The organism is Pseudomonas sp. S3_A03 (assembly GCF_054668275.1).
Genome location: NZ_CP162753.1, coordinates 451637 through 464865, shown reverse-complemented (window position 1 = coordinate 464865; position 13229 = coordinate 451637). Strand labels below are relative to the sequence as shown.

Genomic DNA, 13229 nt, shown 5'->3' with positions numbered 1-13229 from the left:
GCCCCGCGCCACTTGCCTTGCTTGTGCGCATCGCTCGCCAGGCAAGTGGCACGCAGTCAACCAGCAGTAAAGCGCCACGAGCAGCCTGCCTCCGTTGGGCCGGGCTGCCGGCTCAGGGCCGCGCGGTTACTACGGCCGGGCCGTGCGACAACTGCGCGGCAGCCGCTTCGTAGGCACGGCGCATACGCTCGCGGCTGTTGGACAGGTGCAGGCGCATCGCGGCACGAGCGGCGTCGGCATCGCGCCGCAGGATGGCTTTGTAGATATCCTCATGCTCACGACTCAAGCGCTCCAGGTAGGGCTCCTTGTTGTCGTTGGCCAAGCGTTTGGAGTGCAGGCGCGTACGCGGCAGGATGTTGACCCCCAGATGCAGCATGATATCGGTGAAGTAGCGATTGCCGGTGGCCAGCGCGATCTGCTGGTGAAACTGGAAGTCCGCCGATACCGCATAATCGGCACTCACCGCTCGCGAGTTAAGCGCATCCAACGAGTCGCGCATCACCCGCAACTGCTCATCGGTACGCCCCACACAGGCCAGCCCCGCCGCCTCCACTTCCAGACTGATGCGCAACTCGAGCACCGCCAGCACATCCTGCAAGGTCACGATGGTCTCTGGGTCGATCCGGAACCCACTGGGGCTTGGCACATCCTTCACAAACGTGCCGACGCCATGCCGGGTTTCGACCAGGCCCGCAGCTTGAAGACGCGAGATGGCCTCACGCACCACGGTGCGGCTCACGCCGTGCTCGGCCATCACTTGCGATTCGGTCGGCAGCTTTGTGCCACGCGCCAGCTCACCGGCGCAGATGCGTCGGGAAAGTTCGGTGACCAGCTCTTCGGCCAGGCTTCGGTGTCGGCGGCGAACCGTGGGCTGGACGTTCGGGTTGTCCATCAAGAACACAAGTCTCGGTTTACGGAGGAAGGCGCATCATAGCGCATTGGTTGTACGACAACGTAGACGCGCGTGATGGACACCCCGGTTACTTGCTCTCTTGAGCCTTGCCCTCCTGCATTTGCACCGACGATTTGCTGCCATCGGTGTTGTTCTTGGTGGTGTTATCGGCGCTGTCGAAACAGCCCTGAAGCATCAACATGCTGCACATTACCAGGCAGAATCTGTTCATGACGGGTCACCTGCTGACGGGTTTTATGAACGAGCCAAGCAGTGGCTCAGCCCCTGATTTATCAGGCCGCCCGGCCGGCCCATACGTTCAACAAAACCGCTCAGGGCCTGACAAGTGGTTGCGGCGGGCAACGCAAAACCGGTGGCAAGCCGTATTACCCATTAAAAAAAGCTGCCCTTTGGCACCGATAACATCGTTTCTCGGGCGCACAGCCAGTCCCTATATTGAGCCGCACTATCCAGTGAACGAACCAACGTTCACGCCTCTTCAGTGCGAGTAGTCTCAATGAACAAAAAACCTGACAGCGCAGGGCTTGATAATGCGGGCGCCGGGACCCGAGCGGTCTGGGGTGGAGAGCAAGTCAGGCACCCCTACAACGCCACCCAAACCCCCATCGTGGTCAGCGCGGCTTACGGTTACGACGATATCGACGTCTGGTATGACGTGGCGCTGGGCAAGGCTCCAGGCTTCATCTATAGCCGAATGAGCAACCCGACGGTCGAAACCCTCGAAGCCAAAATCAGCGAGCTGGAAATGGCCGAGTCCGCCGTCGCGTTCAGCAGCGGCATGGCGGCCATCAGCAGCGTGCTTTACACCTTCCTGGCCCACGGCGATCGCGTGGTGTCCACCAAGGACAGTTATGGCGGCACCAACAAGATTTTCGAAGAATTCCTGCCGCGCATGGGCGTGGAGGTCACCTTGTGCGAAACGTTCGACCACGAGGCCATCGAACGCGAAATCGCCCGAGGCTGTCAGGTGCTGTACCTGGAAACGCCGACCAACCCGACCCTCAAAATCCTCGATATCCAGCGCCTGGTGGCAGCGGCCAAGCGCGTCGGCGCCCTGGTGGTGGCCGACAACACGTTCGCCACACCGCTGAATCAGAACCCGCTGGCGCTGGGGGTGGATGTGGTCATCCACAGCGCGACCAAATTCCTCAGTGGCCACGGCGACGTCTTGGGCGGCCTGGTCTGCGGCGCTCAAGCGCTGATGAGCAAGGTTCGGCATTACCGCGAAATCAATGGCGCGACGCTCGACCCGTTCTCGGCCTACATGATCATCCGCGGCATGAAAACCCTGGTGCTGCGCATGCGCCAACAACAACGCAGCGCCCATGCCCTGGCGGAGTTTCTGTGCACTGAACCCTTGGTCGCGTCCGTCAATTACCCCGGCTTGCCCAGCCACCCGAACCACGCAGTGGCCTGCGCGCAAATGGGCGGTTTTGGCGCCATCGTCAGTTTTGTGCTGATTGGCGGCATGGACACGGTCAAGGTGCTGCTGCCGCGCCTGCGATTTGCTCACTGCGCCGGCAACCTCGGTGCGGTCGAAACCATCTACGGCCCGGCCCGCACCACCAGCCACGTGGAAAACACGCTTGAAGAACGCCTGGCGCTGGGTATTTCCGAAGGGCTGGTGCGTGTTTCGGTGGGGATCGAGGACACCGACGACTTGCTCGACGACCTGAAACAGGCGTTCGCGTTTGTGCGCTGCCTGCGCGAGGAAACAAGCCACCAGCCTGCCTGAACGCAAGTCTCAAACCCCACGACAGGGCCGTCTGTGGGGCGTTTCATGAAGAGGAATAATAATAAAACCAAGTGGCGAGGTTCCGACCTGCCCTAACAACTTTCATGAGAACAACCATGTCCATAAAAGAACAAAAACTCAACGCGCGCGCCGGTTTCAAACAGGAAATGCAGACCCGCCACATTGTCATGCTGGCCCTGGGCGGCGTGATCGGCACCGGGCTGTTCCTGACGTCCGGCTATACCGTCAACCAGGCCGGCCCCTTAGGGGCGGTCATCGCCTACATCATCGGCGCACTGATGGTCTACATGGTCATGATGTGCCTGGGTGAGCTGGCGGTGCAGATGCCTGAAACCGGCTCGTTCAGCACTTACGCCACGCGCTTTCTCGGCCCCGGCACCGGCTACACCGTGGCCTGGCTGTACTGGCTGACATGGACCGTGGCCATTGGTTCGGAGTTCACCGCTGCCGGTATCTTGATGACACGCTGGTTTCCGGACACGCCCGTATGGATCTGGAGTGCGCTGTTCGCCGGCACGGTGTTCCTTACCAACGTGGTCTCGGTCCGTCTGTTTGCCGAGACCGAATTCTGGTTGTCGCTCATCAAAGTGGTGACGGTGGTGGTGTTCCTGGCCATCGGCGGCGGGGCCATTCTCGGGCTGCTGAATATCGACCAGGCGCACAGCATCGGCTTGGCTAACTTTACTCGCGAAGGCTTGTTCCCCACCGGTTTCATGTCGATCGCGATGACCTTGCTGGCGGTCTCGTTCGCCTTCTCGGGCACCGAGTTGATCGGCATCGCCGCCGGCGAAACCAAAGACCCTCAACGCAATGTGCCGCGAGCCATTCGCACCACCGTGCTGCGCCTGGCGGTCTTTTTTGTCGGCACCATCTTTGTGCTGGCCACCCTGCTGCCACGCGAACAGGCCGGTTTGGTGGAAAGCCCCTTCGTAACGGTGTTCACCTACATCGGTATCCCCTACTCGGCCGACATCATGAACTTTGTGATCATTACCGCGCTGTTGTCGGCGGCCAACTCCGGGCTTTACGCCGCCTCACGGATGCTCTGGACCTTGAGCGACCAGGGTCACCTGCCCAAGCAATTCTCGCAGCTGACCCGCATGGGCACGCCGTTGAATGCCATTATCCTGAGCATGATCGGCGGCGGCGCGTCCCTGCTCAGCAGTGTGTTCGCCGCCGACACCGTTTACCTGGCACTGGTATCGATTTCCGGGCTGGCGGTGGTGGTGGTGTGGATGAGCATCGCCGCCAGCCAAATTGCCTTTCGCCGGCACTATGTGGCCAACGGCGGCGATGTGCGCGCGCTGAAGTTCCGCGTCCGGGGTTACCCGTGGGTGCCGCTGGGCGCGCTGGCCTGCTGCAGCCTGGCCTGTGTGGGGATCGCTTTTGACCCGGAACAGCGGGTCGCGCTGTACTTTGGCGTGCCCTTCATCGCCTGGTGCTACTTCGTGTATTACATTACCCGCAACAGCCGCGAGCGACGCTTGTCGCTCGCCTCCACAGTGCAACCGTCCGATGCGTTCTAGGCTCGTTCGACGCCGTGGGTCAGCGTGCTCAGTGCAGCGTCAATGAGGTCCAGACCATGAAGCAAAAGCCGCTCCCCCCTTGAACTGGCTGCGGGCCTTCGAGGTGTCCGCCCGCTGCTTGAACTTCACCCACGCCGCCGACGAACTGTGCTTGACCCAGGGCGCGGTCAGCCAACAGATCCGCCAACTGGAAAGCCATCTGGGGGTGGCGCTGTTCAAACGCCTGCCTCGCGGGCTGGGCCTGACCGAAGAAGGCCAGGCTTATCTGCCGGTGGTGCAGGATGCGATCACGCGATTGGCGGTGGGTACCAGCGAGATTTTTGGCCAGCACAAACGCCGCCCCATCAAGGTGCGCGGCAGCCTGGCGTTTTTCGTGCACTGGTTGGCGCCCAAGCTGGTGGACTTCCGTCAGTTGCACCCGCACGTCGATATCCGCTACATCAGTAATATCTGGGTCAAGGAACTCGATGGCGAAGACGATATGGAGATTCGCTGGGGCCATGGCCAATGGCCCGGCCTGGTGTCCCAGCGCCTGACCTGGGATACCCTGTTTCCGGTCTGCTCGCCGGCCCTGATGACGCGCTCGCCCCTCAAGGCGGCAAGCGACGTGGCCCAGCACACGCTATTGCATGTGCTGGGGTACGAAGAGGGTTGGGGCTACTGGCTGAAGATGGTCGGCGCCGACGCGGTCGACTCATCGCGCGGCCTGCAGTTCGATACGCTGATCTCGACATTGCGTATGGCGGAATTAGGGCAAGGCATTGCATTGGCCCGCTCTTCAATGGTCGACGAAATGCTCCACGACGGGCGCCTGGTTGAACCCTTCGACCAGCGCATCGAAGCCAGCGAATCGTTTTACCTGGTACGCGGTTCCGGCGCCGACGAGCATCCCGACGCCGTGATGTTTTCCACCTGGCTGGTCGAGCAGGCACACCGTTATAAATAAGTGGCCGGAGCCAAACCATGCGCTACGTGAGTACCCGAAACACGGCCGTGCAGGCCGACTTCGAACAGGTTGTATTATCCGGCATCGCCGATGACGGCGGGTTATTCGTCCCTTTGGCGCTGCCGTTGTTCGCGCCCCAGGACATCGCTAACTGGTCAACCCTGCCCTACGCCGAACTGGCGTATCGGATCATCCGACCGTTTGTGGGGGCGGCGATTGCTGAAACAGACCTCAAGCGCCTGCTCAACGCAGCCAGCAGTCGGTTCCAGCACCGTGCCGTAGCGCCGTTGCATCAGGTCGACCGCAATGAATGGGTGCTGGAGCTGTTCCACGGCCCTACCTGTTCCTCGAAGGATTTTGCCGCGCAACTGCAGGCGCAGTTGGTGCAGCATTTTCTGCAGCAGCGGGGTCGACGCGCAGTGCTGCTCGGCGCCACCAATGGCGACACCGGCCTGGCCGCCATCGAAGCGTTCAAACACAGTGCCGAGGCCCACGTGGTGGCGCTCTATCCCGAGCGCGGCGTGCCCCCGCATCAGTTGCAGGCGCTGTTGGCGGTGGCGCAGCCCAATGTGCATCTGTTCGCTGTCGACGGTAGCTTCGATGAGTGCCAGGGCATTGTGAGCGGGTTGTTCAAACAGTGGCCGTGCGCGCCGTACGCGGCGATCAGCTTCAACTCCAGCAACTGGGTCAACGTGCTGGCACAACTGGTGGTGTATTTCCACGCGGTCCTGCAACTGGGCGGCGGCCAGCGGCCGATCGGCTTCAGCGTGCCGGCGGCGAGTTTCGCTGAAGTCTATGCCGGCTATATCGCCCAGAAGATGGGCTTGCCCATCACTCAACTGATCGTCGCCACCAATACCAACGACGCCCTGCATCAGTTGTTTTTGAAGAACCATTATTCCAGGCTGCGCGCCAACAAGACCTTGTCACCGGCCATGGACCTCTCGACCTTCTCCAACCTGGAGCGTTTTCTCTGGGAGGTATACGAACACGACGCTGACGCGGTGCGCGCGTTGATGGACGGGCTGGAGTCCAGCGGCGAAATGACCATCGCCAATGACTGCTGGCTGCGGGCGCGAGTGATCATTGACTCCTATGCGGTCAGCGATGAGGAAACCCTGAACGAAATAATCGCGCTGCACCGTGACACCGGCTACATTGTCGACCCCCACACCGCCACCGGCGTGATTGCCGCCCGCCTGTACCGGCGCAGCCTGGTGGCGCCCATGGTCACGCTGGGGGAAATCTCGCCGGTCAAATCGGCGGCGCTGCTCGACGAACTGGGGATCAGTGTGCCGCGCCCGGCGTGCCGCAGCGCGCAGCACAACGGCCCGGCGCATCAGCGGATCAGGCCCGACAATATCGCCCTGCTCCTTCAACAGCTCGACGCGCTGTGAGGGCGCTGTCACTGGAGGCTCAATGAAGCGCATTCTGGACCCTCTCGATGAACGCATCATCGCCGAGCTTAGGCTCAACGCCCGGGCCGCCCACGCGGAGCTGGCGGCCAAGGTCAACCTGTCGCGCAACGCTGTGCGCCAGCGTATCGAACGTTTGGAACGTGACGGCGCCATCCTGGGCTATACGGTGCTCACCGGCGACGGGCGACAAGCCGCCGCGCAGATCAATGCGGTGATCTTCGTCTATCGCTATGACCGTATGCGCGGCGAGGATGTATTGCAGGCACTGCGCGCAATACCCGAAGTCATCCAGTGCGACGTGATGAGCGGTGAGTTCGACCTGATGCTGCGCGTCGGCGCAACGAGCCCGCAGCGGGTGCACCAGGTGTGGACCCAGATCTCGGCGCTGGCGGGCGTGGAAAACACCGTGACGTCCTTCGTCTTATCGTCTGTGGTCTGAGCCGTCGCTGCGATAAAAAAGCCAACCTGCGTTGGCTTTTTTTATGCCCGGCGTATTCGCCGCTCCTTGGTCAAAACGCCCATAAAATAGAGCAAATCGGCATATTTCACTGCCCTGGTAGCGCCCTTAACCTAGAGCACAACCACTCCTCACCCAGATCAGGGGCAATAAAAAAATGACTGAATACAAACTGGCGCTGGTCGGCTTCGGCGGTGTCAACCGGGCCTTGGCGCAACTGATTGCCGAGCGTAATGAGCGCTGGAAAACCGAGTTGGGTTTCAGCCTGACAATCGTCGGCGTTACCGACTTGTTCCAAGGCTCGGTGATCAACCGACAAGGGCTGGATGCCGCCGCATTGGCCGCGTTGCCCGTGGTCGAAGGCGCGTTGGCGCAATTGCCGGGCGGCGACGCGACGGCAAGCAATGAAGCCGTGATCAAAGACTGCGGCGCCGACATGATTGCCGAAGCCACGTTCACCAACCCGGTGGATGGTGAGCCGGCAACTTCGTTCTGTCGTTGGGCGCTGGAAAACGGCAAACATGTGGTCACCACCAACAAAGGGCCGATTGCCCTGCACGGTGCCGCGTTGAAGGCTCTGGCCCAGCGCAACCAGGTGGGCTTTGAATACGAAGGGTCGGTGATGAGTGGCACGCCGGTCATCCGCCTGGCCAGGCAGTTGCTGGCCGGCAGTACCATCAGCGGTTTCGAGGGCATTCTCAACGGCACCTCCAACTTCGTGCTCACCCGCATGGAGAGCGGCCTGGGTTTCAGCGAGGCGGTCAAACAGGCGCAGACGTTGGGGTATGCCGAAGCCGACCCGACGGCGGATGTCGAAGGCCATGACGTACGCCTCAAGGTGGTGATCCTGGCCAACGAACTGCTCGATGCAAAAATCAATGTCAACGATGTGCGCTGCAACGGTATCAGCGCCCTCACCCTCGGCGACATCGAGCAGGCTCGCCAGAACAATGCCCGCTGGAAACTGATCGGCGCCGCCACACGCAATGCCGACGGCTCGGTCAGCGCCAGCGTCGAGCCGCGCCTGTTGAGCAACGATCATCCGTTGGCCAGCATCGGCGGCGCCACCAATGCGGTGTCGTTCACCACCGACCTGATCGGCACGGTGACGGTTTCGGGGCCTGGCGCCGGGCGCACGGAAACCGCGTTCGCGCTGCTGTCGGACATCATCAGCCTCCATCAATGCGCCACACAGCACCGGAAAACATGCCCATGAACGTCTCGAATCTGGCCCGCACTGTCGTGGCACCGCAGATCCAGGTCTTCAACCCTTTTGACGGTACGCCGGTCGGTGCCGTCGCGGACGTGTGTGCGTCGCAGGTTGCGCACCTGTTGGAACAGGCTCGCCACGGCGTTCGCGCTTGCGCTGCGTTGCCGCGTTACCGCAGGGCGCAGATCCTCGAACAGACCGCCTTGCACGTTGAACGCGACGCCCGGGCGTTCGCCCGGCTGATCGTCGACGAAGCCGGCAAGACCCTCAAGCAGGCCGAAAAGGAGGTCAAGCGGTGTATCAACACCCTCAAGTTGTCTGCCGAAGAAGCCAAGCGCAATGCCGGAGAAGTGATTCCATTCGATGCGTACGAAGGCTCGGAGTCGCGTCAGGGCTGGTTCACCCGTGAACCCCTGGGGTTGATTGTCGCGATCACGCCCTACAACGACCCATTAAACCTGGTGGCCCATAAACTCGGGCCGGCCATCGCTGGTGGCAACGCGGTGATTCTCAAACCGTCCGAACTGGCGCCGTTGTCGGCGATAAAACTGGTGGCGTACCTGGTCGAGGCCGGGCTGCCCGAATCGGTGGTCACGGTTGCCACCGGCGGTGCCGAGCTGGGCAAGGCCCTGGTGGCGGCGCGGGAAGTTCGCATGATTTCGTTTACCGGCGGCTTTGCCACCGGCGAGCAGATTTCCCGCACCGCGGGCTTGAAGAAACTGGCGATGGACCTGGGCGGCAACGCCCCGGTGATCGTCATGGCGGACTGCGACCTTGAGGCCACCGTGGCGAGTTGCGTATCGGGCGCGTTCTGGGCGGCGGGGCAAAACTGCATCGGCACCCAGCGGCTATTGGTGCATGCGTCGATCTATGCGGCGTTCCGGGCACGATTCGTCAGCCAGACCGAGGCATTGACGGTCGGGAACCCCCTGCTTGCCACCACCGATATCGGCCCGATGATCACCCAACAAGCGGCACAGAATGCCGAGCGCGTGGTGGCCGACGCACTGGCCCAGGGCGCCACGTTGCTTTGCGGGCATCGGCGCCAGGGCGCCTGCTACGCCGCCACGGTGCTGGAAAACGTCGATCACGCCAGCCGCCTCTGGCGCAACGAGGTCTTCGCGCCGGTGGTGGTGTTGCAGCCGTTTGAATCGTTCGAGGAAGCCATCGCACTGGCCAACGAACCCGACTACAGCCTGCACGCCGGGATCTTCACCCGCGATCTGGCCACGGCGATGACCGCTGCGCGCCGGATCGAAGCCGGCGGCGTGATGATCAATGATTCCTCCGACTATCGCTTCGATGCGATGCCGTTTGGCGGTTCCAAATACGGCAGCCTGGGCCGTGAGGGGGTGCGCTTCGCCTATGAGGAAATGACGCAACCCAAGGTGGTGTGTTTGAACATGCTGGGTTGAGCGATGCAAATCAGGTAGTTGTGCATTGGGCCGGTCCAGCCAACCGCCCAATGCGTTTTTCCGCTGATCAAGCCGCTTGCGCAGTCAAAGGCGAAAGCCGATCAGCACCTCAATCGCGGCGCAAAAGCGTATTCGGCGCCACCCCAAAGGCTTTGCGAAACGCATGGCTGAAATGAGAGAAGTCAGAAAACCCGAAGTCCAGCGCCGCCTGGGACACACTGCGCACCTGACCGCGTTCAATCGCTTCACGGCTGGCGTTCAGGCGCTCTTTCCAGATTTCCGCCACAGGGGTTTTCTGGTACCGGGCAAAGGCGCGCGTGACGGTACGGGTGGACACATTGTGCGCCTGGGCGATGATTTCGATCGACAGGTCCGGCTCGGTCAGATGCCGTTGGATGTACTTCATGATGCGCCCATACAGGTCCAGTTCCTGGTGGGTGGTGTTCAGGTCCTGGAGTTCCAGGCTGAGCACCAGCAGGTCAAGCAAGGCCGTCGAATAACGCTTGGCGATGTGCTCATCCTGCAGCGACGCCGGCGTATTCGCAGCCTGACGCAGCATTTCACGCAAGGGAATGACGCCAGGGCGGCGGTCATCGAGGACCATTGCGGTGTACTCCGCAATGCGCGGCAGACGCTCGGTGAGCAAGGCTCGCGGAATCCGCACCAAGTGGTTTTCGGTACCACCGAAGCTGAATCGAAACGCCTGGGTTGCGTCATAAAGAAACAAATTGCCCGCGGCCAGGTTGGCTTTTTCTTGAGCCTTGTTCAATTTGACCATGGCCATTTCGAGCGAAACCCAACCACAGATCCTCCGCCGGACCGCTGCGCAGGTGCCGCTCGGAGCGCTCCCAATAATGCAGTGGCGAGGACAGTGAACACAGGTCCAGATCGCCGACGGTATTGACCGCCAGCGCGCCATCGAAACTGCTCTGGGACAAGGGTTTGCTATCGGCCGCCAGGCAATGGCGACAGACCACTTCTTTCCAGTAATCAAAGCGACGTGGTGCAGGAACGGCAAGGGTCGAATACTGGGTGCTTGGGTTCATGGCACGGACCTCGGTACAGCGATGTCGTAACAGCGCGAGAAGGTGTAACTGACCTGTCACTGTTAGCAATTAATAGGCCAAGCACATTTTCATCGGCCCCAGGCGCCCAACCTGGTTATCCGCGCGCCGGGGCGGCAAAGGTTGCCTTCGCCCTGCTCACTTAAAGGTCGCCGTGCACCAACGCCGATCATCGGCGGGCCGGCAGTTCCAGCGTGTCTTTTCCAACCAAACGGTTGTCTTGACGAACCAAGCGGCCCCTCGCCGTCCCGCCTAATTTCCTCCTCACAGCAGCTCATACCCCCGCTGATGAGGCACGCCATGCATCGACCCTACGCACAACGCCTGTCTGATGCCTCCTGGCTTCTACAGGTGCGCGACCTGGTACCTGAAGAGTCGGCTTGTTGGTTGATCGAATGGGGGGCCATGAAGTTGCTGCATCGAGCGGCTACCGCCGCAGCGCTGACGCCCACCCGTAGGCCTGAACGAAAATAACGAGGAGCTCACCATGGAATCTGCAATCGACACCCATCTCAAATGCCCGCGCACCCTGTCCCGCCGGGTGCCCGACGAGTATCAACCGCCCTTCCCGATGTGGGTCGCCCGCGCTGACGAACAGCTGGAACAGGTGGTGATGGCTTACCTCGGCGTGCAATATCGCGGCGAGGCCCAGCGCGAGGCCGCACTGCAAGCCATGCGTCACATCGTCGGCAGTTTCAACCTGGCCGATGGCCCGCAGACCCATGATCTGACCCACCACACCGACAGCAGCGGCTTCGACAATCTGATTGTCGTGGGCTACTGGAAAGACCCCGGCGCCCACTGCCGCTGGCTGCGCTCGGCGCCGGTGAACGACTGGTGGGCTTCGCAGGACCGCCTCAGCGACGGCCTGGGTTATTTCCGTGAAATCAGCGCGCCGCGTGCCGAGCAATTCGAGACGCTGTACGCCTTCCAGGACAACCTGCCCGGTGTCGGCGCGGTCATGGACACGACCAGTGGCGAAATCGAGGAACACGGTTACTGGGGCTCGATGCGCGACCGCTTCCCCATCTCCCAGACAGACTGGATGAAGCCCACGACCGAACTGCAAGTGATCGCGGGTGACCCGGCCAAGGGTGGGCGTGTCGTGGTCATGGGGCATGACAACCTAACGCTGATTCGTTCAGGCCAGGACTGGGCGGATGCCGAGGCGGACGAACGTTCGCTGTACCTCGACGAAATCCTGCCGACCCTGCAGGACGGCATGGACTTCCTGCGTGACAACGGCCAACCCCTGGGCTGCTACAGCAACCGGTTCGTGCGCAATATCGACCTGGACGGCAACTTTCTCGATGTCAGCTACAACATCGGCCACTGGCGTTCGGTGGAGAAACTCGAACGCTGGGCCGAGTCGCACCCTACCCACTTGCGCATTTTCGTGACGTTCTTCCGTGTGGCCGCCGGTTTGAAAAAGCTACGGCTGTACCACGAAGTGTCGGTGTCGGACGCCAAGAGTCAGCTTTTCGAATACATCAACTGCCATCCGCACACCGGGATGCTGCGGGACGCACGAGCGGCAACCGCCTGAGCATTCGCACGCTGAACGCCCATTTTCGCTGGCTTGCCACCTTACCGGGTGGCACGGCATCCCCTGCGAGGAACACACCATGAACAAGATCCGCTTGCTGACACTTACCACGGTATTGCCGATGCTCCAGGCTCAGGCCGTTGAGGTCGCCCCTGGCGACTATGAGCAATACCCCGTGGGCGCGACCATCGGTGCGATCTATTACCAGCACGCCACCACCGACTCGGCCTACGCCAACGGCCATAAGGCAAGCTCGGATTTCAGGTTGAATTCTGACGTCGGCATCCTGCGTCTGCTGCATGTGTATGCGTTGAGCGACACCGTCACTATCGACCCACAGTTCCTGCTGCCCTTTGGGCACGTCTCCAGCGACGGTGACGCCTCGGCCCTGGGCAGTACGCGCGGGATTGGCGACTTGATCCTGACGGCGCCGCTGAAGTGGCGGTTCAACGCTGCTCGCGACACCCTCAGTATCGCCCCCTATGTATATGTGCCCACGGGCACCTACGACAAAGATGACGCGCTCAACATCGGTGAGAACCGCTGGAAATTCGAACTGCAGAGCGCCTACGTCAAGCACTTCACGGAACACTGGGCGATGGACGTGGTGGGCGGCGCGACCTGGTATGGCGATAACACCGACTACGGCGCCAATGCCGACCGGCTAAAGCAGGACGTGTCCTACGCAGCACAGGTGATGGGGCGCTATATGCCCGATGCCACCACCGCGTTCGGGATCGGCTTCGGACGGACCTGGGGCGGTGAGACCAACATCGAGCACGTCAACCAAGATAACGAACTGGGAACCACCAACGTGCGCCTGACGGCCACCAAGTTCGTCACGCCCCAGGACCAGATCCAGCTGCAATTGGGCAAGGACCTGTCGGTGGACAACGGGGCCAGGGAGGACTTCCGGATGAACCTGCGCTACGCGCGCGTGTTTTAAGGCGCTCCCGAAGACAGCGGCCGACCGCCCCT

At 61.7% G+C, this 13229-nt stretch carries 11 protein-coding genes and 1 pseudogene; 9 read left to right on the top strand and 3 right to left on the bottom strand.

The features are described 5' to 3' along the window. Nucleotides 1-112: 112 nt before the first annotated feature. Both AB4O25_RS02165 and AB4O25_RS02160 read right to left on the bottom strand, forming a co-directional pair. Nucleotides 113-892, bottom strand: a complete 780-nt coding sequence (locus AB4O25_RS02165; RefSeq protein ID WP_017528334.1) for a FadR/GntR family transcriptional regulator — start codon at nt 890-892, stop codon at nt 113-115. A gap of 88 nt (nt 893-980) precedes the next feature. Next, entirely contained in the window at nt 981-1124 is a 144-nt protein-coding gene (locus tag AB4O25_RS02160; RefSeq protein WP_017528333.1) for a hypothetical protein, read from the bottom strand. Nucleotides 1125-1409: 285 nt separating this feature from the next. Here AB4O25_RS02160 and AB4O25_RS02155 point away from each other — a divergent pair, with 285 nt between their 5' ends. The 7 genes from AB4O25_RS02155 to AB4O25_RS02125 all read left to right on the top strand — a co-directional run bounded on the left by AB4O25_RS02155 (nt 1410) and on the right by AB4O25_RS02125 (nt 9641). Continuing rightward, nucleotides 1410-2648: a cystathionine gamma-synthase family protein gene (locus tag AB4O25_RS02155; protein WP_017528332.1), complete on the top strand. Its 1239-nt coding sequence runs from the start codon at nt 1410-1412 to the stop codon at nt 2646-2648. Nucleotides 2649-2764: 116 nt separating this feature from the next. Next, entirely contained in the window at nt 2765-4195 is a 1431-nt protein-coding gene (locus AB4O25_RS02150; protein ID WP_017528331.1) for an amino acid permease, read from the top strand. A 103-nt stretch (nt 4196-4298) separates the two neighbouring features. After that, nucleotides 4299-5141 carry a LysR substrate-binding domain-containing protein gene (locus AB4O25_RS02145; RefSeq protein ID WP_460060471.1) on the top strand — a complete coding sequence of 281 codons (843 nt, stop codon included), beginning with the start codon at nt 4299-4301 and terminating at the stop codon, nt 5139-5141. Nucleotides 5142-5158: 17 nt separating this feature from the next. Beyond that, a complete protein-coding gene (gene thrC, locus AB4O25_RS02140; RefSeq protein WP_065877834.1) occupies nt 5159-6538 on the top strand; it encodes a threonine synthase in 1380 nt (459 codons plus the stop codon). 22 nt (nt 6539-6560) lie between these two features. Then, on the top strand, nt 6561-6998 hold the full coding sequence (locus AB4O25_RS02135) for an Lrp/AsnC family transcriptional regulator (protein WP_017528328.1): 438 nt from the start codon (nt 6561-6563) through the stop codon (nt 6996-6998). A 175-nt stretch (nt 6999-7173) separates the two neighbouring features. Continuing rightward, a complete protein-coding gene (locus AB4O25_RS02130; protein WP_017528327.1) occupies nt 7174-8232 on the top strand; it encodes a homoserine dehydrogenase in 1059 nt (352 codons plus the stop codon). Beyond that, nucleotides 8229-9641 (top strand): aldehyde dehydrogenase family protein, encoded by a 1413-nt coding sequence (locus AB4O25_RS02125; RefSeq protein ID WP_065877832.1) that lies wholly within the window; start codon nt 8229-8231, stop codon nt 9639-9641. The genes AB4O25_RS02130 and AB4O25_RS02125 overlap by 4 nt, the downstream gene beginning before the upstream one ends. A 109-nt stretch (nt 9642-9750) precedes the next feature. Here the strand turns inward: AB4O25_RS02125 and AB4O25_RS02120 are convergent. Continuing rightward, nucleotides 9751-10687: pseudogene (locus AB4O25_RS02120) on the bottom strand (AraC-like ligand-binding domain-containing protein). Nucleotides 10688-11192: 505 nt separating this feature from the next. Here AB4O25_RS02120 and oxdA point away from each other — a divergent pair. Next, the gene (gene oxdA / locus AB4O25_RS02115) at nt 11193-12251 is read left to right on the top strand and encodes an aliphatic aldoxime dehydratase (RefSeq protein WP_460150395.1); all 1059 of its coding nucleotides are present in this window, start codon (nt 11193-11195) and stop codon (nt 12249-12251) included. 79 nt (nt 12252-12330) lie between these two features. Then, complete coding sequence (locus AB4O25_RS02110) at nt 12331-13197, top strand: transporter (RefSeq protein ID WP_017528323.1); 867 nt, start codon at nt 12331-12333, stop codon at nt 13195-13197. Nucleotides 13198-13229 lie beyond the last annotated feature (32 nt).

Excerpts from the sequence above, each read along its gene's own strand:
- AB4O25_RS02165 (WP_017528334.1), bottom strand. The coding sequence starts at position 892 with ATGGACAACCCGAACGTCCAGCCCACGGTTCGCCGCCGACACCGAAGC.
- thrC (WP_065877834.1), top strand. The coding sequence starts at position 5,159 with ATGCGCTACGTGAGTACCCGAAACACGGCCGTGCAGGCCGACTTCGAA.
- oxdA (WP_460150395.1), top strand. The coding sequence starts at position 11,193 with ATGGAATCTGCAATCGACACCCATCTCAAATGCCCGCGCACCCTGTCC.
- AB4O25_RS02130 (WP_017528327.1), top strand. The coding sequence starts at position 7,174 with ATGACTGAATACAAACTGGCGCTGGTCGGCTTCGGCGGTGTCAACCGG.
- AB4O25_RS02135 (WP_017528328.1), top strand. The coding sequence starts at position 6,561 with ATGAAGCGCATTCTGGACCCTCTCGATGAACGCATCATCGCCGAGCTT.
- AB4O25_RS02110 (WP_017528323.1), top strand. The coding sequence starts at position 12,331 with ATGAACAAGATCCGCTTGCTGACACTTACCACGGTATTGCCGATGCTC.
- AB4O25_RS02125 (WP_065877832.1), top strand. The coding sequence starts at position 8,229 with ATGAACGTCTCGAATCTGGCCCGCACTGTCGTGGCACCGCAGATCCAG.
- AB4O25_RS02160 (WP_017528333.1), bottom strand. The coding sequence starts at position 1,124 with ATGAACAGATTCTGCCTGGTAATGTGCAGCATGTTGATGCTTCAGGGC.
- AB4O25_RS02155 (WP_017528332.1), top strand. The coding sequence starts at position 1,410 with ATGAACAAAAAACCTGACAGCGCAGGGCTTGATAATGCGGGCGCCGGG.
- AB4O25_RS02150 (WP_017528331.1), top strand. The coding sequence starts at position 2,765 with ATGTCCATAAAAGAACAAAAACTCAACGCGCGCGCCGGTTTCAAACAG.